General features: G+C 56.0%; 14 protein-coding genes and 2 tRNA genes. 8 read left to right on the top strand and 8 right to left on the bottom strand.

All coding sequences use genetic code 11. The features are described 5' to 3' along the window. The gene (locus RAE21_RS08570; protein WP_313880994.1) at positions 1 to 864 is read right to left on the bottom strand and encodes an alpha/beta hydrolase family protein; all 864 of its coding nucleotides are present in this window, start codon (positions 862 to 864) and stop codon (positions 1 to 3) included. Positions 865 to 926: 62 nt separating this feature from the next. Beyond that, the gene (locus RAE21_RS08565; RefSeq protein WP_313880993.1) at positions 927 to 2618 is read right to left on the bottom strand and encodes an electron transfer flavoprotein-ubiquinone oxidoreductase; all 1692 of its coding nucleotides are present in this window, start codon (positions 2616 to 2618) and stop codon (positions 927 to 929) included. 137 nt (positions 2619 to 2755) lie between these two features. Here RAE21_RS08565 and RAE21_RS08560 point away from each other — a divergent pair, with 137 nt between their 5' ends. After that, entirely contained in the window at positions 2756 to 3538 is a 783-nt protein-coding gene (locus RAE21_RS08560) for an SDR family oxidoreductase (RefSeq protein WP_313880992.1), read from the top strand. A 60-nt stretch (positions 3539 to 3598) separates the two neighbouring features. Next, complete coding sequence (locus RAE21_RS08555) at positions 3599 to 4489, top strand: DMT family transporter (protein WP_313880991.1); 891 nt, start codon at positions 3599 to 3601, stop codon at positions 4487 to 4489. 48 nt (positions 4490 to 4537) lie between these two features. Here the strand turns inward: RAE21_RS08555 and RAE21_RS08550 are convergent, their stop codons facing one another. Continuing rightward, positions 4538 to 5296, bottom strand: a complete 759-nt coding sequence (locus tag RAE21_RS08550) for a 3-hydroxyacyl-CoA dehydrogenase (protein ID WP_313880990.1) — start codon at positions 5294 to 5296, stop codon at positions 4538 to 4540. A gap of 148 nt (positions 5297 to 5444) precedes the next feature. On the opposite strand from RAE21_RS08550, the gene RAE21_RS08545 reads away from it, so the two are divergent. From RAE21_RS08545 to rimO, 3 genes are all read left to right on the top strand, one after another. Further along, positions 5445 to 5521: transfer RNA gene (locus RAE21_RS08545), tRNA-Val, on the top strand. Positions 5522 to 5640: 119 nt separating this feature from the next. Then, positions 5641 to 6090: a polyhydroxyalkanoate synthesis repressor PhaR gene (phaR, locus tag RAE21_RS08540; protein WP_313875782.1), complete on the top strand. Its 450-nt coding sequence runs from the start codon at positions 5641 to 5643 to the stop codon at positions 6088 to 6090. 45 nt (positions 6091 to 6135) lie between these two features. Further along, a complete protein-coding gene (gene rimO / locus RAE21_RS08535) occupies positions 6136 to 7539 on the top strand; it encodes a 30S ribosomal protein S12 methylthiotransferase RimO (protein WP_313880989.1) in 1404 nt (467 codons plus the stop codon). A 106-nt stretch (positions 7540 to 7645) separates the two neighbouring features. On the opposite strand, the gene RAE21_RS08530 is transcribed toward rimO, so the two are convergent. Beyond that, positions 7646 to 7730, bottom strand: a tRNA-Leu gene (locus RAE21_RS08530). A gap of 49 nt (positions 7731 to 7779) precedes the next feature. On the opposite strand from RAE21_RS08530, the gene rnr reads away from it, so the two are divergent. Further along, positions 7780 to 10047, top strand: coding sequence for a ribonuclease R (gene rnr / locus RAE21_RS08525; RefSeq protein ID WP_428984004.1), 2268 nt, complete (start codon positions 7780 to 7782; stop codon positions 10045 to 10047). A gap of 71 nt (positions 10048 to 10118) precedes the next feature. Here the strand turns inward: rnr and RAE21_RS08520 are convergent, their stop codons facing one another. Genes RAE21_RS08520 through RAE21_RS08505 form a run of 4 tightly spaced genes read right to left on the bottom strand, consistent with a single transcriptional unit; the run spans position 10119 to position 14607 of the window. After that, entirely contained in the window at positions 10119 to 11573 is a 1455-nt protein-coding gene (locus RAE21_RS08520) for an NAD(P)H-hydrate dehydratase (RefSeq protein WP_313880988.1), read from the bottom strand. Continuing rightward, on the bottom strand, positions 11563 to 12450 hold the full coding sequence (locus tag RAE21_RS08515; RefSeq protein WP_313880987.1) for an MBL fold metallo-hydrolase: 888 nt from the start codon (positions 12448 to 12450) through the stop codon (positions 11563 to 11565). The genes RAE21_RS08520 and RAE21_RS08515 overlap by 11 nt, the downstream gene beginning before the upstream one ends. A 12-nt stretch (positions 12451 to 12462) precedes the next feature. Further along, a complete protein-coding gene (locus RAE21_RS08510; RefSeq protein ID WP_313880986.1) occupies positions 12463 to 13305 on the bottom strand; it encodes an HDOD domain-containing protein in 843 nt (280 codons plus the stop codon). Between the two features lie 48 nt (positions 13306 to 13353). Continuing rightward, complete coding sequence (locus RAE21_RS08505) at positions 13354 to 14607, bottom strand: FAD-dependent oxidoreductase (protein ID WP_313880985.1); 1254 nt, start codon at positions 14605 to 14607, stop codon at positions 13354 to 13356. A 273-nt stretch (positions 14608 to 14880) separates the two neighbouring features. Between RAE21_RS08505 and rpsB the strand changes: the two genes are divergently transcribed. Together rpsB and tsf are read left to right on the top strand one after the other, a co-directional pair. Next, the gene (rpsB, locus tag RAE21_RS08500; RefSeq protein ID WP_313875787.1) at positions 14881 to 15633 is read left to right on the top strand and encodes a 30S ribosomal protein S2; all 753 of its coding nucleotides are present in this window, start codon (positions 14881 to 14883) and stop codon (positions 15631 to 15633) included. A gap of 81 nt (positions 15634 to 15714) precedes the next feature. Further along, positions 15715 to 16638 (top strand): translation elongation factor Ts, encoded by a 924-nt coding sequence (gene tsf, locus RAE21_RS08495; protein WP_313880984.1) that lies wholly within the window; start codon positions 15715 to 15717, stop codon positions 16636 to 16638. Positions 16639 to 16653 lie beyond the last annotated feature (15 nt).

Raw genomic sequence — 16653 nt, 5'->3', positions numbered from 1 at the left:
TCAGCGGGCGGTCTGGTGTTCGCCGAACCAGCGGAGCAAGTCGTCCCACAAAGGCTGTGCCTGTCTGCGGAAGTAGCCCATGTGGCCAATGGGCCCTATGCCCAACTGACCGGGGTGGATGTCCACCTTGCGCACCGTGGTGTTGCTGTAGCCGGCCATGAAGGCATCGCGTGACGCGGGTGGTGCCCAGAGGTCGTCGGTCGCATTGGCCGCGATGATGGGGGTGCGCACACGGGCGAACAGGCCCGCCACTTGGGGCATGCCGGGGTCGTCAAAGAAGTAGCGCGGAAACTTGCACCAGCGCTTCCAGTCCCGGTAGACGCCTAATGGCAAGTCCTCGCCCATCTGGAGCTTGCTCCAGGCGAGATAGCCCTTCCAGCGAGTGAGCAGCGGGCCGATGACGTGCCACATCAGCAGCACTTTGACTTGCTCGGCGCGCGGCATCCAGCCGTGCCAGCCCGCCCCGGTGGCGAAGGTATAAAACCGCGCGACCTTGTCGTGGTTGGGGAGCAGGCCAAACGCATGGCCACCGAACGAGTGCCCCACCATGAAAAGAGGAATGGTGTCACAAGCCATCGCATCCACTGCGGCCGCAACATCGTGAAAAGCCCAATCCAGGTAGTTCATCTCAAAGCCCCGCAGATTGGCGGGTTTGGAGAGGCCAATGCCGCGGTAATCCACCGTGAGGGTGGTGTAACCCTGTTGTGCGGCAAAGAGCGCGAAGTTTTTGTAAAACAGCTGCGGCACACCGGTGGCACCTGCAACCACCAAGTGCCCGCGCAATGGGCCCGTTGCGGGGTAGCGCAGGGCCTGCAAGGCGTAGCCGTCGCGGGTCGTTAGGGTCACGGCTTCTGGTGTGTTCATGGGCTGCCTCGATATCTAAAAAAACGGGACCCTGAGGTCCCGTTTGTGCTTTCAAGCGTGTTTTACATGCCCGCGTAGTTAGGGCCGCCGCCGCCTTCGGGCGTGACCCAGACGATGTTCTGGGTCGGGTCCTTGATGTCGCAGGTCTTGCAGTGCACACAGTTTTGGGCATTGATCTGCAAGCGGTCGGTGTTGTCTTCGTTCTTGACGTACTCATACACGCCCGCGGGGCAGTAGCGGGCTTCGGGGCCGGCGTACTTGGCGAGGTTGATGCTCACCGGCACCGAGGCGTCCTTGAGCGTCAAGTGGGCGGGTTGCTGCTCTTCGTGGTTGGTGTTGCTGATGAACACGCTGCTCAAGCGGTCGAAAGTGAGCTTGCCATCGGGCTTGGGGTAGACGATGGGCTTGCACTCGGCCGCGGGCTTCAGGTAGGCGTGGTCGGGCTTGTCACGGCGCAGGGTCCAGGGAATATGCCCGCGCAGCACGAATTGCTCGAAACCGTTCATCAGTGTGGCGGTGGTCAGGCCGTATTTGAACCAGTTCTTGAAGTTGCGGTCTTTGTTCAGTTCGGTGTGCAGCCAGCTCTTCTCAAAGGCTTCGGGGTAAGCGCTCAGCTCGTCGTGCTGGCGTCCGCCCACTACGGCATCAAAAGCGGCCTCAGCGGCCAGCATGCCGGTTTTGATAGCAGCGTGGCTGCCTTTGATGCGACCCACGTTCAGGTAACCCGCGTTGCACCCAATCAGGCAGCCGCCGGGGAATACGGTTTTGGGCAGGGCGTTGATGCCGCTGGCATTGATTGCGCGCGCGCCGTAGCCCAAGCGCTTGGCCGTGATTTCACCTTTCTCGTTTTCGAAGTAGTAGCGCACGTTCGGGTGTGTTTTCCAGCGCTGGAACTCTTCAAATGGGCTGAGGTAGGGGTTGCTGTAGCCCAAGCCGGTAACAAAGCCCAGAGCCACTTTGTTGCCTTCTAGGTGGTACAAAAAGGCGCCACCGTAGGTGTCTGATTCCATGGGCCAGCCGGCGGTGTGCATCACAAAGCCGGGCTTGTGGCGGCTGGGGTCAATTTCCCACAGCTCTTTGATGCCGATGCCGAAGCTCTGCGGGTCACGACCGTCGTCGAGCTTGTACTTGGCGATAACCTGTTTGCCCAGGTGGCCGCGCGCACCTTCCGCAAACACGGTGTATTTGCCCAACAGCTCCATACCGAGCTGGAAGCTTTCCATCGGCTCGCCGTCTTTGCCCACACCCATGTTGCCGGTGGCTACACCTTTGACTGAGCCGTCGTCGTTGTAGAGCACTTCAGCGGCTGTGAAGCCAGGGAAAATTTCTACGCCCAAGCTCTCTGCTTGCTCGGCCAACCATTTGGTGACAGCGCCCAAGCTGATGATGTAGTTGCCGTCGTTGTGCGCGAAAGGCGGCAGCACCATGTTGGGCACGCGGAAGCCGGATTTTTCGCTCAGAAAAATGTAGGCGTCGTCGGTCACTGGCTGGTGCAGTGGGGCACCCAGTGCGTTCCAGTCGGGAATCAGTTCGGTCAGCGCTTTGGGGTCCATGATGGCGCCGGACAGGATGTGTGCTCCAGGCTCAGAGCCTTTTTCGAGAACGACCACCGATATGTCGGTGCCTTTCTCTGCGGCCAGTTGCTTGAGGCGGATCGCCGTTGCCAAGCCGCCGGGGCCGCCGCCAACGACGACCACGTCGTATTCCATGGATTCACGGGGGCCGAATTGAGCCAGTATTTCCTGGTTTGTCATGGGGTGTCTCGCTTAATAATGGGTGGTCTTCTTGTCAGCGTTCGCGCGCCAGAGCGCACGCGAGCGGCACCAGATTTTATTCGCTGATTTTATAAAAAAGAACGACCGTTCTTTTTTAATTTGTGGAGGCACTCTAAATGGCTTATAGCATCGATCTTTCCGGGCGAATTGCATTCATCACCGGTGCATCTGGCGGGCTGGGGGCGCAGTTTGCCCGCACCTTGTCGGCCGCTGGTGCCGCGGTGGTGCTGGCCAGCCGCCGCATTGACAAGCTCAAGGACTTGCGTGCCGAAATCGAGGGGCAGGGCGGCGATGCTCATGTCATCGAACTGGATGTGACAGACCACGACTCCATCAAGTCGGCGGTAGCCCACGCCGAAACCGAGGTGGGCTCCATCGACATCCTGATCAACAACTCGGGAGTGAGCACCACGCAGCGACTGCAGGACGTCAGCCCTGAGGATTACGACTTCATCTTTGATACCAACGTCAAAGGGTCGTTTTTTGTGGCGCAAGAGGTCGGCAAGCGAATGATTGCGCGCGCCAAAGGTGCGGCACCCGGCAGCTACACCGGCGGACGCATCATCAACATTGCCTCGATGGCGGGCCTGCGTGTCTTGCCGCAAATCGGGACCTATTGCATGAGCAAGGCAGCCGTGATCCAAATGACCAAAGCGCAGGCGCTGGAGTGGGGCAAGTTCGGCATCAACGTCAACGCACTGTGCCCGGGCTATATCGATACCGAGATCAATCACGAACATTGGCATACCGATGCAGGGCAAAAACTGGTGCAGATGCTGCCGCGCAAGCGGATCGGTCGCCCGGCAGATCTGGATGCCATTTTGGTGACTTTGTGCTCTGATCAGAGTCACTTTATCAATGGAGCAGTCATTGCGGCTGACGATGGATTTGGAATTTAAGCGGCGTTTGACAAGCGGGTTTGGGTTGTCGGTTTTGGTGAAGTTTTGCTGAGCGGCGTGATGGCCGGCCTGGCGGCGGGCGCCTTGTGGGGTTTGGTCTTCGTAGCGCCGGCTCTGGCGCCCGGGTTGTTGCCTGTTGATCTCGCAGCGGGCAGGTTTGCGGTTTTCGGGCTGGTTTCGATCTTGATCGTCAGCGTGGGCTATCTCCGGGGCCGCTCGCGGATGCCGACGTGGCGCCAAGCCGGGGCCGCGGCCTTGCTCAGTGCACTCGGCTTCTCAGGCTATTACTTGTTGTTGGTGTATGCCATCCGTGATGCAGGCGTGGCAGTGCCCACCATGATCATTGGCACGGTTCCGGTGTGGGTGATGTTGCTGGGCAAGCCGGTTGGTTTGCGGTGGCGGAGCTTGATTCCCGGTTTGTTGCTGACACTCATTGGCGTCGCTTTGATGATGGCGGCAGATAGCGCCAGCGGCACCGACGCGCAGCCCCATGGCTGGGTGTTTTGGCGTGGGGTGTTGTACGGTTTGCTGGCGATGGCGAGTTGGGTCGTTTTCGCGATTCTGAACTCGGCCTGGTTGAAGCGGCATACCGGGGTCCAGCTTGCTGATTGGACCAGTTGGATGGGGGTGAGCTCAGGAGTCGCCGCCGTGGCCCTCTGGGGGCTTATGGGTACCCCGCTGGAATTGCTTCTGGCCCACACGGATATTGCGCGAGCAGCTATGGTTTGTATAGCAACGGGAGTCGGCTCTGCATGGGTAGCAACCATGCTTTGGAACTTCGCGAGTCGTCGCTTGAGCGCGAGCTTGTGCGGTCAACTCATCGTGTCAGAAACGCTTTTCGCACTCTTTTACGCATTTCTCGTGCACGGTGACTGGCCGCACCCTTTGCAGTGGTGGGCCAGTGGCATTTTCTTGTTGGGTCTGGTGGCTTCGGTACGTGCGCATCGCTAAGGTGCGGCGTCCCTTGGACGTCGCACCTGTTTGAGTGATGGGCTGGCTTTACTTCGGAGCGAGTCGGATCGCGCCGTCCAAGCGGATCACCTCGCCGTTGAGCATGTCGTTTTCAAAAATATGAACGGCTAATTTGGCGTAATCCTGCGGAGTTCCCAAGCGCGAAGGGAATGGAACACCTGCTGCCAGCGCGTCTTGCACATCTTGGGGCATGCTGAACAACATCGGCGTGCCGAAAATCCCGGGGGCAATGGTCATGTTCCGGATGCCGTTCCGGGCAAGGTCGCGTGCAATGGGCAGTGTCATGCCCACCACGCCGCCTTTGGATGCACTGTAGGCTGCTTGACCGATCTGTCCGTCATAGGCGGCCACCGAGGCGGTAGAAATCATGACGCCGCGCTCGCCGGTCGCTTCAGGTTCGTTTTTGCTCATGGCCTCGGCGGCGAGACGGATCATGTTGAAGCTGCCGATCAAATTGACGGTGATCGTTTTGCTGAAAGATGCGAGTGCGTGCGCGCCGTTTTTGCCCACCGTCTTCTCGGCAGGAGCAATGCCTGCGCAGTTCACCAAGCCCATCAGCTTGCCCATGGAGACTGCTTGGGCCACGACGGCTTGCCCGTCAGCTTCGTTACTGACATCGCACTTCACGAATGCGCCGCCCAGTTCTCGGGCAATGGCCTCGCCTTTTTCTGCCTGCATGTCTGCAATGACGACCTTGCCGCCTTTGGCTGTCAGCATGCGGGCAGTGCCCTCGCCGAGGCCAGATGCGCCGCCGGTCACGATAAAGACTTTTCCTGCGATTTCCATAGATTGCTCCTTGTAATGGGGATGGATTGACGTTTACGTAAACGTCAATTATGGCGTAGCGGTCTTTTGATCTATTTGAACTTTTTTCGGGCTTTTTCAAAAGAAGCGCATTTTTATGCTGCTATACTTCGGCCTCACGGATAAATGTAGGCGCATAGCTCAGCTGGTTAGAGCACCACCTTGACATGGTGGGGGTCGTTGGTTCGAGTCCAATTGCGCCTACCAACATTTTCCTTTAAGGCTTCATCTAGGGTATTCCTAGGTCGGTGCCAAGCGGTCTCTCTCTAGAATGTGCTGCACTGCAACACTTACTTGGCTCACACACCCGGTGCAGAGCGATCGACATGCAAAAAACTTCCAGTAAAGATTCCAAGGCTTCTCAGCGGGTCATCAAAAAATACCCCAACCGGCGTTTGTACGACACCGACACGTCGACTTACATCACGCTGGCGGAAATCAAGCAGCTGGTGATGGATAGCGAGTCTTTTGCGGTGGTGGATGCGAAATCGGGTGAAGACCTGACGCGAAGCATCTTGCTGCAGATTATTTTGGAAGAAGAGGCCAATGGGTCTCCAATGTTCACCGCGCCCGTGTTGTCCAACATCATTCGCTTTTATGGTCATGCCATGCAGGGCATGATGGGTGGTTACCTTGAGAAAAACATGCAAGCGCTGATGGATATGCAGGCGCCCATGGTGCAGGGCGTAATGGGTAACAACATGTTCCAGCAGATGCAGGAACATATGCAAAAACAAACTGAGCAATTCCTCGGTACTTTCGGCATCAAGCGTTGAGCTGGTTGGCGGGTCTCTGAGGGGCGGGCTCTGGAACTTCACACTATGACTGAAATTTTGAACTCCGTCCCGGCTACGAATGCTGCCCCCAAGGTAGGTTTTGTGAGTTTGGGTTGCCCCAAGGCGCTGACAGATTCCGAGCTCATCTTGACCCAACTGAGCGCCGAGGGATATCAAACCTCAAAGACCTTCCAAGGCGCTGACTTGGTCATCGTCAATACCTGCGGATTTATCGATGATGCGGTAAAAGAAAGCCTGGACACCATTGGAGAGGCGCTGGCGGAAAATGGGCGCGTCATCGTTACGGGTTGCCTTGGTGCCAAGACCACTGAAGGTGGTGAGAACATGGTTCGCCAGATGCACCCGAAAGTGCTCGCGGTGACCGGTCCCCATGCGACCCAGGAGGTGATGGATGCTGTGCATACCAATCTGCCAAAACCGCACGACCCATTTTTGGATCTGGTTCCGCAATCTTTTGGTGTGGCAGGTATCAAGCTTACGCCGCGCCATTACGCGTATTTGAAAATCAGTGAGGGTTGCAATCACCGTTGCACCTTCTGCATCATCCCCAGCATGCGCGGCGACTTGGTGTCCCGCCCGATTGGCGATGTTCTGAGCGAAGCGCGTGCCTTGTTTGAGGGTGGTGTGAAAGAGCTGTTAGTTATCAGCCAAGATACTTCGGCGTATGGCGTCGACGTGAAGTACCGCACCGGATTTTGGGATGGCAAGCCCGTGAAGACCCGTATGTTGGAGCTGGTGCAGGCGCTTGGTGATATCGCTGAGCCTTATGGCGCCTGGGTCCGGTTGCACTATGTCTACCCCTACCCCAGTGTGGATGAAATTGTGCCGTTGATGGCGACAGGTCGTGTGCTGCCTTACCTAGATGTTCCTTTGCAACACAGCCATCCTGATGTGCTGCGCCGGATGAAGCGGCCTGCCAGTGGTGAAAAAAACCTAGAGCGTTTGCAGCAGTGGCGCGAAGCTTGCCCGGAGTTGGTGGTGCGCAGTACGTTTATTGCGGGCTTCCCCGGTGAGACTGAAGAAGAGTTTGAGCACCTGCTCGACTTTGTGCGAGAAGCCCAGATTGACCGTGCAGGTTGCTTTGCCTACAGCGCAGTAAATGGCGCAACCGCCAATGACTTGCCTGGCATGTTGCCGGTGGAAGTTCGCGAGGAGCGTCGCGCCCGATTCATGCAGGTGGCTGAAGAAGTATCTGCAGCTCGCTTGCAGCGCCGTGTCGGATCCGTGATGCAAGTGCTGGTGGATTCTGCGCCAGCGTTGGGTCGCAAAGGTGGAGTCGGCCGTAGCTACGCGGATGCTCCAGAAATTGATGGCGTGGTTCGTTTGTTACCGCCCGAAAAAATCAGCAAGACGTTGAAAGTGGGTGAGTTCACCAAGGCGCGAATTGTGAGTGCGCAAGGTCACGATTTGGTCGCACTTCCCATCTGATTTTTAGCCACTGACCGATGCATCTAACGGTCAGTGGCACGAATCACACAGGCAAAAAAAAGCCGCTGTTTTCACAGCGGCTTTTCATTAACTACATTACCATTGTTGGTGCCCAGAAGAGGACTCGAACCTCCACGATGTTACTCGCTAGTACCTGAAACTAGTGCGTCTACCAATTCCGCCATCTGGGCATCTCAGGAAAGAGAGAAGTATATCAAACATTTAGGCCAAAACAGCAATTTGCTGGAAGAAGTTGAAGGAATTGTTCAAGGGCATCGGGATGGACATGGTTTTGTGTCCCGCGACGACGGTGCTCCTGATATTTATCTTCCCCCTAACGAAATGCGGGCTGTGCTGCACAAAGACCACGTCAAGGTCCGTATCGTGCGCAGTGACCGCAAAGGTCGCCCCGAGGGGCGTGTTGTTGAAATCACCGAGCGCTCTAACCAACCGATCATTGGCCGGCTTTTGCAGGAAAGCGGTGTTTGGCTAGTTGCGCCAGAAGACAAACGCTACGGCCAGGATGTGTTGATTCCGAAGGGCGCTACCAGTGTGGCAAAGCCCGGCCAGGTGGTGGTCGTTGAACTGATTGAGCCGCCTGCGCTGTTCGGACAGCCTGTGGGGCGCATCAAAGAAGTACTGGGTGAAGTTGATGACCCCGGTATGGAGATTGAAATCGCCGTGCGCAAATACAGCGTGCCGCATGAGTTTTCTGACGCTTGTGTAGCGATGGCGCGCACATTACCGGACAAGGTGCGTCCGCAAGACAAGCTGCAACGTATTGATTTGACAGACATTCCGTTGGTCACCATCGATGGTGAAGATGCCCGGGATTTTGATGATGCGGTGTATTGCGAACCCGCAACCAAAGGGCGTGGCAAGACGGCGCTCAAAGGTTGGCGTTTGTTGGTGGCAATTGCCGATGTCAGTCACTACGTGGAAACGGGCAATGCCATCGATGTGGATGCGTATGACCGTGCCACCAGCGTGTACTTTCCGCGCCGTGTCATTCCTATGCTGCCGGAAAAACTGTCTAACGGTTTGTGCTCGCTAAACCCGGAAGTCGAACGGCTGTGCATGGTGTGCGATATGTTCGTCACCGAGGATGGCGAGGTCGATGCCTACCAGTTTTACCCTGCAGTGATGTGGAGCCACGCTCGGTTCACTTACACCGAAGTGGCGGCCATCCTTGGCAATACACGAGGGCCTGAAGCTAGCAAGCGCAAAGATCGAGTGCAGGATCTCTTGAACTTGCATGGTGTTTACCAAGCATTGCTCAAATCCCGCCACAAGCGGGGTGCGGTGGATTTCGAGACTACGGAGACACAGATTGTTTGTGATGAAAACGGTCGGATCGAAAAGATCGTGCCGCGTACTCGCAACACAGCGCATCGGTTGATTGAAGAGGCCATGCTCGCAGCGAACGTCTGCAGTGCGGACTTCATTGCCCAGAACAAGCACCAGGGCCTGTTCCGAGTGCATGAGGGTCCGACGCCTGAGAAGCAGGAGATATTGCGTAGCTATTTGAAGGCCAGTGGCATTGGCATGACGATCAGTGACAACCCCGCACCGGGGGAGTTTCAGGCGATTGCTGAGGCGACTAAAGACCGACCCGACGCGCAGCAGATCCACTCGATGTTGTTGCGTTCCATGTCGCAGGCTATTTACACGCCGATCAATAGCGGACATTTCGGCTTGTCGTTTGAAGCCTACACGCACTTCACCAGCCCGATCCGGCGCTACCCGGATTTGTTGGTACACCGTGTGATCAAGGCCATTCTTGCCAAGACCAAATACCAACTCCCGGCACTACCTAAGCCCGGTGAAGCGCATGCCAAGCTGGCAAGGCGTCTGGAAAAAAATCTGGTTTCGAGGGTGAGCAATCCGGAAACCAAGCCCAAGAAGCTCAATGCGGAAGGCACTGCCTGGCAAGCGGCTGGTCTGCATTGCAGTGCCAATGAGCGCCGGGCGGATGAGGCCAGTCGGGATGTGGAAGCCTGGCTCAAATGCAAGTACATGCGCGAGCACTTGGGTGAGGAGTATTCAGGGGTTGTATCCTCAGCGACCACGTTTGGTTTGTTCGTGACGCTCGATGCGATGTATGTAGAGGGCTTGGTTCATATCACCGAGTTGGGCGGGGAGTATTTCCGTTTCGATGAAGCCCGTCAGGAGCTACGCGGTGAACGGACAGGTATCCGCTATGCGATCGGTACCCGGGTTCGTATCCAAGTGAGTCGTGTGGATTTGGATGGTCGCAAGATCGATTTCCGATTGGTCCAAGAAGGTCAGGGTCCTCTCCCCAAGATGCCTGCCGACAAAGGGCATTCCCGTGATTCAAAATCGGGGCGCGCTGAATTCGGTGATCGCCCAGATCTGGATCCGCCGCACTCGCCGATCTTCAAGGGCAAAGTCAGGCAGCAACGGTCAGCAGCAAAAGCGACCAAGAGTAGCCGTTCTGCAGACAAAATAGCACCTTCGGTGAAAAAAACGGCGAAGAAACGGCGATAAGAGCCGCTTACAACGCTGCTATAAAAATAGGAGCTGCTAGTCCTTGTTAAATGGGGGCGAGCAGCTTTTTTTTATAGGTGTTCGATCAGGCGACTGGCAGTCAAGGTTGTTTGCTGTGGCCATTGGTCTGCCAACAGCCCATGGATATAGCAAGCTTCTGACGCAGCTTCCCAAGCCGTGCTGCGCTGTGACAAGAGTGTGCCGGTCAGGCCCGCAAGTACATCGCCCGTTCCGCCAATGGCGAGACGGCCATTTCCTGTGGGGTTGATGCGTGGCTTTCGACCAGGGGCTGCGATCACACTGCCAGACCCTTTCAGTATGACCGTGCATTGAAACGTTTCCGCCAATCTCTGGGCCGCGTCTAGCCGGTTGGCTTGGATCTGGGTGGTCTTGCACCCAAGTAAGCGCGCGGCTTCCAGCGGGTGAGGCGTTATCACCGTGGTGTCGGCGCTGCGCTGGACAAGTGCCTGTGCAAGGTCTGGTCTGATTGCAATCGCATTCAGTGCGTCAGCATCGATGACCAAGCGCTCTGCAAGCTCTAGCCAGTGGGGTAACTGGTGGCTGATGTCGTGCCCACCCCCGCAGCCCGCAACGACCGTAAGGCCTTGGTGTGGCAGCGTGTTGTGGCTGCGCAGCATGATATCGGGCGGGATACCCAAGCCTTGTAGTCCTTCGCTGTTCAAGCAAGCGAGAAAGACCCGGCCGGCACCTGCGTGCAAGGCGGCGCAAGCCGCCAAAACTGCGGCACCTTGCATGCCAAGTGCCCCGCCCACGATCGCGACATCTCCAAAGCTTCCCTTGTGACTTGCGTGGGGTCTGGGGAGGGGCTTGGGTGTCGGGTTCAAGGTGCACCGGATGTGTTCAGTCGTGCTCTCCGTCCCTAGTTTGTGCAGCCAGATGTCACCGCATACATCCCGACCTTGGTGGGTAAACAATCCCGGTTTCAACCCAACAAGGCTCAAAGTGGCAGACGCTTGCACCACCGGTTCGAACGTAGAACCGGTGTCGGCATCCAGGCCGCTCGGGACGTCAATCGCAAAGGTGGGCTTTGCTGCTTGATTGATGCGTTTGATCCACTCCGCATAAGGTGGCTCAGGGTGGCGTTGAAGTCCGATGCCGAGGAGGGCGTCTATACAAACATCCCAGCTATCTGGCGCCTCATGGTGCACTGCGATACCTTCAGCGACCAAACGGGCCCAAGCCCTGGACGCATCAGCAGGAGCGCTTTTTGGGCTTTTGACAGCACTTACATAGACGGTTTTGCCCCAGCGATGGAGATGGATGGCAGCTTCAGCGCCATCTCCACCGTTATTGCCGTTGCCACATGCGATCCAAAAAAATTGCGCGTGTGGGGCTTGAGCGAGTACCCAGCGCGCAATCGCTAGTCCGGCTTGCTCCATCAAGCCAGGTTGACCAATGACCGGCTCGGTAGATGCTTCGATAGCACGTATCTCCGCGCTGGAGAGCAAAGGTATTTCTGTGGTCGGTTTGGCGCTTTGGTGGCTTGCGATCCACTCAAAACTCATAGGTATCACCTTCGCGAGCCAATCGTATGTCAAGCCCTTGTTGGGGTGCGCCGCGTTGGCTCAGTGCTTTTGCGAAGGCACTTTCCAGCGCATCATCGCTACGAGTGGGTTCGTGATGGGTGCAGAAAAGCACTTGGACTCCAGCCTGCTGGGCGAGTTCAATGCTTGTGGCGAAGGTGCCATGTCCCCAGCCTTTTTTGGCAGGGTATTCCTCTGCGGTGTACGAGGTGTCTGCGATCAGCACATCTACGCCGCGAATGGCCCCGACGATTGCACGGTTCTTTTCGTCCACAAGGCTCTGATAGGCCGCGTAGCCTTCATCTTGAGGGTCGTAGATGTTGTAGGGGGGTTCGTGGTCACCGGTAAAAAAGACCGATTTACCGTTGCAATCGATCCGATAGCCGAAATCCACTACCGGGTGATTGAGAAGACAAGGCGTTACCGTCGCGCTGCCGACTTGTACCGGCTCCCCCGGGGACAGGGTCACGTATTCAATCCGCCCTTTCATTTCCTCTTCGCGGACAGGGAAATAGCTGTATTGCAACTGAACAGACATCACTTGCTCAATGCCTTTGCCCGATACGGGGTCAAAGCCGCCGTGAAGGCGCAATGTATTCCCGGGGATGAAATTCGGGATAAAGAAGGGCAGCCCCTGGATGTGATCCCAATGTGAGTGGGTAATCAGCACGTTGGCCGTAATCGGCATCTCGGCGAGCAGTGTTTGCGACAAGGGGAAGATACCGGTGCCCGCATCCAGAATGATCAGCTCATTGTTGTCGGTGCGAATTTCAATGCAGGTGGTATTTCCGCCGTAGCGCACTGTGTGAGGCCCCGGCGAGGCAATGCTTCCCCGCACGCCCCAAAACCTGACTTTCATACGCGAGTCCTTTTACAACGTTGCGAACACTTGCGCCTCTTCGAAGATCACCCTCGGGTCGCCTAATGATGCTATGACTTCATCCAGTGTTCCACCCAGTCGCTTTTGCAGCGCTATGGGAAGTTCATCGATACGGTGATTTCCTGCAAATCCAAAGGCCAAGCGCTTACTAATTTGGTTGGCAGCAAATACACAGGCAATCATGTCAGTGTCTTTGAAGTCGTGGGGCGACAAATGCCTGATTGTTTCAACCAGTGCGGGGGCGAAGCGCCATTTCTCTGCCAGCATGGCGCCCACGATGGAATGGTCTGCCCCGATCGTGGCTTGCAACGCGGTATGCAATGAAGAACCATCATTTGCACTTCGCTCCAAGGCGAGTTTAAATTCTTCAGGCATAAATTGCGCAAAAACGACTTTCCCAAAATCGTGCAGCAGGCCGGCGATAAAGCAATCCATCGGATCAGCGTCCTGAACCCTGCTGGCGAGTTTCTTTGCGAGACCTGCCGTCGCAAGTGAATGGAGCAGGTAAGCCTGCGCATCAAACCCCGCCTTGTTTTCTTGTGGAAGCATTCCGATGGCCGCAATGCTAAGGGCAAGGTTCTTGATAGTGTTGAAGCCCAAATAGACGACCGCATGCCCGATGGAGGTCACTTGACGAGGCAGGCTGTAGTACACCGAGTTCACGACCTTTAGGACTTTGACGGTAACAACCGGGTCTTTGTCGATGACATCAACCAGATCCTTCGGTGTGCTGTCCACGTTGCGAGTGAGCACCAAGATTTTTTCAACGCTTTTGGGGAATGCGGGCATTTTGTCCACAGCCGCGGTGAGCTTTTGCGTAAGTTCCGGGCTCATGCGTTTCCCCTATGGTGTCTATCTTGTTGAGAGATTGGAAGCAATCGATTAGCGGTTGAACCTCAGCGGGTGAAGGAAATCGCCCGAAAGGCTGGCTGGACGCCCCTCTATCTGTTCGCATAGTAATCGAGCGGAGCCGCTTGCCATTCCCCAGCCATTGGCACCGTGCCCCAGGTTGATCCAGAGTCCCGGTGCACCTGCGTTCCCAACCAAGGGGAGACCATCTGGTGTGTATCCACAACTTCCGCGCCACACCTGACTGCCACCCGCATAGTTTGCGGCTCCAGGGAAGTATTGGTCCAGCGCGTTAAAAAGTCGAGCAATCACCCGTTTGTCATGGTCGCCTGCGCTGCCCCGATTGAGCTCTGCACCACCGCAGACGCGCAAGCGCTTGCCGAGTCTGCTGATGGTGATTCCAGTCTTGTGGTCCTGTACCGCACTTTTCGGAGCGTTCAGCGGCTCTCGAATGCCAACGCTCAGGGCGTAGGCGCTGAGCTCTGCAATGGCGCTGAGTGCAGGTGTTCTCAGAGTGATCTTGTTTCGCGCAGAGGACGTGCACAACACCACATGATCGAACACATGCTGCTCACCGCTTGCAAGCCGGAGCATGGGCTGGGCTCCTGCGACTACTTCCGTGACCTCGCTTTGGAATGCGAGTTTGCCACCAGCTTGGGTGAGTTGCTGCTTGATGGCTAAGACAAATTGCCGACAGTTCATGACGCGGTCTGTGGGCAAGCGGATAGCTTTGCGGATGTGGCCGTGGTTATGTAGCGAGGGCTCGGCAACCTCAAGTTCAGATGCCTCTAGCACTTGGTACGGCATCTCCAGCGCTTTCATACTGTCCAAAACTCTGTGGAATGTGTTGAGCTCTTCGTCATTCCGCAGAAGAATCAATTGCCCATCACTTTGTTCCAGCTCTAGCATGCCGTCTTTGATAGTGGCGTCGTTGATTTCGATGCTGCTTTGAATCAATTGTTGAGCGAACCGAATGCGACTTGCAACCGTCTCTTCGGACCCATGGCTGGAGGCCTGCCACAACCAGCGCAAGTCCGGTAATGAACCTTTGCGGAGCCGCGTGAGCTTTCGGGTAAGTTGGCTAAACCTGCTCAAGTGGTTCCCTGAAGCTCCTACGCCTGAAAAAGGAAGCGCGTACGCCGGGCTGCAAATGCCACCATTCGCAAAGGTGCTGCCTTCACCCGCGGCTCCGTTTTTGTCAAAAACGGTAACTTCGTGTCCCCGATTGCAGAGCTCATGCGCTGCTGCGAGGCCAACCACACCTGCTCCCACTACCGCAATTTTCATTTCAGCTTTCGACTTGTGAATCTCTTGTCCAGATCCTGTATTTTTTCATAGCTTTACTGAATTTTCCGCTGCAAACGCCGCCAAATTGCGATCGTTCTTGCGGCTGTTCGCACAGGGCGAGCAGGCTATTTATGGGTGCTGCATGCTATACTCGACGGGCTTAGGGGGTAAGTGCCCACTAAGTAATCACAAATCGCCCCCCAAAGGTGTTGTGCCAGCGAGTAGCTGCGCAATCAGCGGGGCGGATTTCAGACCCAACCTTCGGAGTTAAATATGGCAGTAACAATGCGCGAAATGTTGGAAGCAGGTGTCCACTTTGGTCACCAAACCCGCTTCTGGAACCCGAAGATGGCACCGTTCATCTTCGGTCACCGTAACAAGATTCACATCATCAACCTGGAAAAGTCTTTGCCGATGTTCCAAGAGGCAGCGAAGTTCGTTCGCCAATTGTCCGCAAAGCGTGGCACCATTTTGATGGTTGGCACAAAGCGTCAGGCCCGTGAAATTGTCTCCGCAGAAGCTCAGCGCGCTGGCGTTCCCTTTGTGGACCAGCGTTGGTTGGGTGGCATGTTGACCAACTTCAAAACCGTCAAGACTTCCATCAAGCGCCTGAAGGACATGAAAGTCCAGCAAGAAGCCGGTTTGGACAGCATGAGTAAAAAAGAGCAGTTGATGTTCGCTCGTGAGCTGGAAAAATTGGAAAAAGACATCGGCGGTATTCAAGAAATGAATACCTTGCCAGATGCGATTTTTGTGATCGACGTTGGTTACCACAAGATCGCTATCGCTGAAGCTCGCAAGTTGGGCATTCCATTGATCGGCGTTGTGGATTCCAACCACTCCCCCGAAGGCATCGACTACGTGATTCCCGGTAACGACGACTCTTCGAAGGCGGTTACTTTGTACGCCCGCGGAATCGCGGACGCGATTCTGGAAGGTCGCGCAAATGCCGTGGACGACGTGGTCAAGGCCGTTGCCGCTGAAGGCAATGATGAGTTCGTTGAAGTGAGCGAAGCTTCCGCTTAAGCCCTTCTGCACCCGGAAAAGGGGGCTTTGTTGCCCCTTTTTTTAGCCTTTATTTAAACTGTTTAGATTCGGAGAATACAAATGGCAGCAATTACAGCGAGCATGGTGGCAGAACTGCGCGGCAAGACCGATGCTCCAATGATGGAATGCAAAAAAGCACTTACTGAAGCCGAAGGCGATATGGCCAAGGCGGAAGAGATTTTGCGCGTCAAATTGGGTAGCAAGGCTGGTAAAGCCGCTGCCCGTGTGACGGCTGAAGGTGTTGTTGCCTCCAGCATTGCCAATGGCGTTGGCGCGTTGATCGAAGTGAACTGCGAAACTGACTTTGTGACCAAGAACGACAGCTTCTTGGCATTGGCTGCAGCCGCAGCGTCACTCGTTGCCCAGCACAACCCGGTTGACGTGGCTGCATTGAGCGCTTTGGCTTACGAGCAAGACGGCTTTGGTCCTACACTCGAAGACGTACGCAAAGGCTTGATCGGCAAGATCGGCGAAAACATGACCTTCCGTCGTTTCAAGCGATTCGACGGCTCTGCCAAACTGGCCTCCTACCTGCACGGCACCCGTATCGGTGTGGTTGTTGAGTTCGATGGCGACGAATCCGCTGCGAAAGATGTGGCGATGCACGTTGCTGCCATGAAGCCCGTGTCCTTGTCTGCAGACCAAGTTCCTGCTGAGCTGGTGGAGCGTGAGCGTTCCGTGGCTGCTGCAAAGGCTGCAGAAGATGCTGCAGTCGCAACTGCAGCGGGCAAGCCTGTTCAATCTGCAGAGATCGTGGCTAAGCGCATCGAGGGCGGTGTTCAGAAGTACCTGAAAGAGGTTTCTTTGTTCAACCAGCCTTTCGTGAAAAACGACAAGCAAACTGTGGAACAGATGTTGAAGTCCATCAATACAACCGTGAAGGGTTTCACGCTGTACGTAGTGGGCGAAGGCATTGAAAAGAAGGTCGATGACTTTGCTGCAGAAGTAGCAGCGCAAGTTGCGGCCGCCAAGCAGTCCGCTTAATTCCACAACACGAAT

It is taken from the genome of Rhodoferax potami (assembly GCF_032193765.1).
Lineage (GTDB): Bacteria > Pseudomonadota > Gammaproteobacteria > Burkholderiales > Burkholderiaceae_C > Allorhodoferax > Allorhodoferax potami.
This window is presented reverse-complemented; position numbering and strand designations above follow the sequence as displayed.

Coding starts and splice junctions, on each gene's coding strand:
- RAE21_RS08570 (WP_313880994.1), bottom strand. CDS start 864: ATGAACACACCAGAAGCCGTGACCCTAACGACCCGCGACGGCTACGCC.
- RAE21_RS08565 (WP_313880993.1), bottom strand. CDS start 2,618: ATGACAAACCAGGAAATACTGGCTCAATTCGGCCCCCGTGAATCCATG.
- RAE21_RS08560 (WP_313880992.1), top strand. CDS start 2,756: ATGGCTTATAGCATCGATCTTTCCGGGCGAATTGCATTCATCACCGGT.
- RAE21_RS08555 (WP_313880991.1), top strand. CDS start 3,599: ATGGCCGGCCTGGCGGCGGGCGCCTTGTGGGGTTTGGTCTTCGTAGCG.
- RAE21_RS08550 (WP_313880990.1), bottom strand. CDS start 5,296: ATGGAAATCGCAGGAAAAGTCTTTATCGTGACCGGCGGCGCATCTGGC.
- phaR (WP_313875782.1), top strand. CDS start 5,641: ATGCAAAAAACTTCCAGTAAAGATTCCAAGGCTTCTCAGCGGGTCATC.
- rimO (WP_313880989.1), top strand. CDS start 6,136: ATGACTGAAATTTTGAACTCCGTCCCGGCTACGAATGCTGCCCCCAAG.
- RAE21_RS08520 (WP_313880988.1), bottom strand. CDS start 11,573: ATGAGTTTTGAGTGGATCGCAAGCCACCAAAGCGCCAAACCGACCACA.
- RAE21_RS08515 (WP_313880987.1), bottom strand. CDS start 12,450: ATGAAAGTCAGGTTTTGGGGCGTGCGGGGAAGCATTGCCTCGCCGGGG.
- RAE21_RS08510 (WP_313880986.1), bottom strand. CDS start 13,305: ATGAGCCCGGAACTTACGCAAAAGCTCACCGCGGCTGTGGACAAAATG.
- RAE21_RS08505 (WP_313880985.1), bottom strand. CDS start 14,607: ATGAAAATTGCGGTAGTGGGAGCAGGTGTGGTTGGCCTCGCAGCAGCG.
- rpsB (WP_313875787.1), top strand. CDS start 14,881: ATGGCAGTAACAATGCGCGAAATGTTGGAAGCAGGTGTCCACTTTGGT.
- tsf (WP_313880984.1), top strand. CDS start 15,715: ATGGCAGCAATTACAGCGAGCATGGTGGCAGAACTGCGCGGCAAGACC.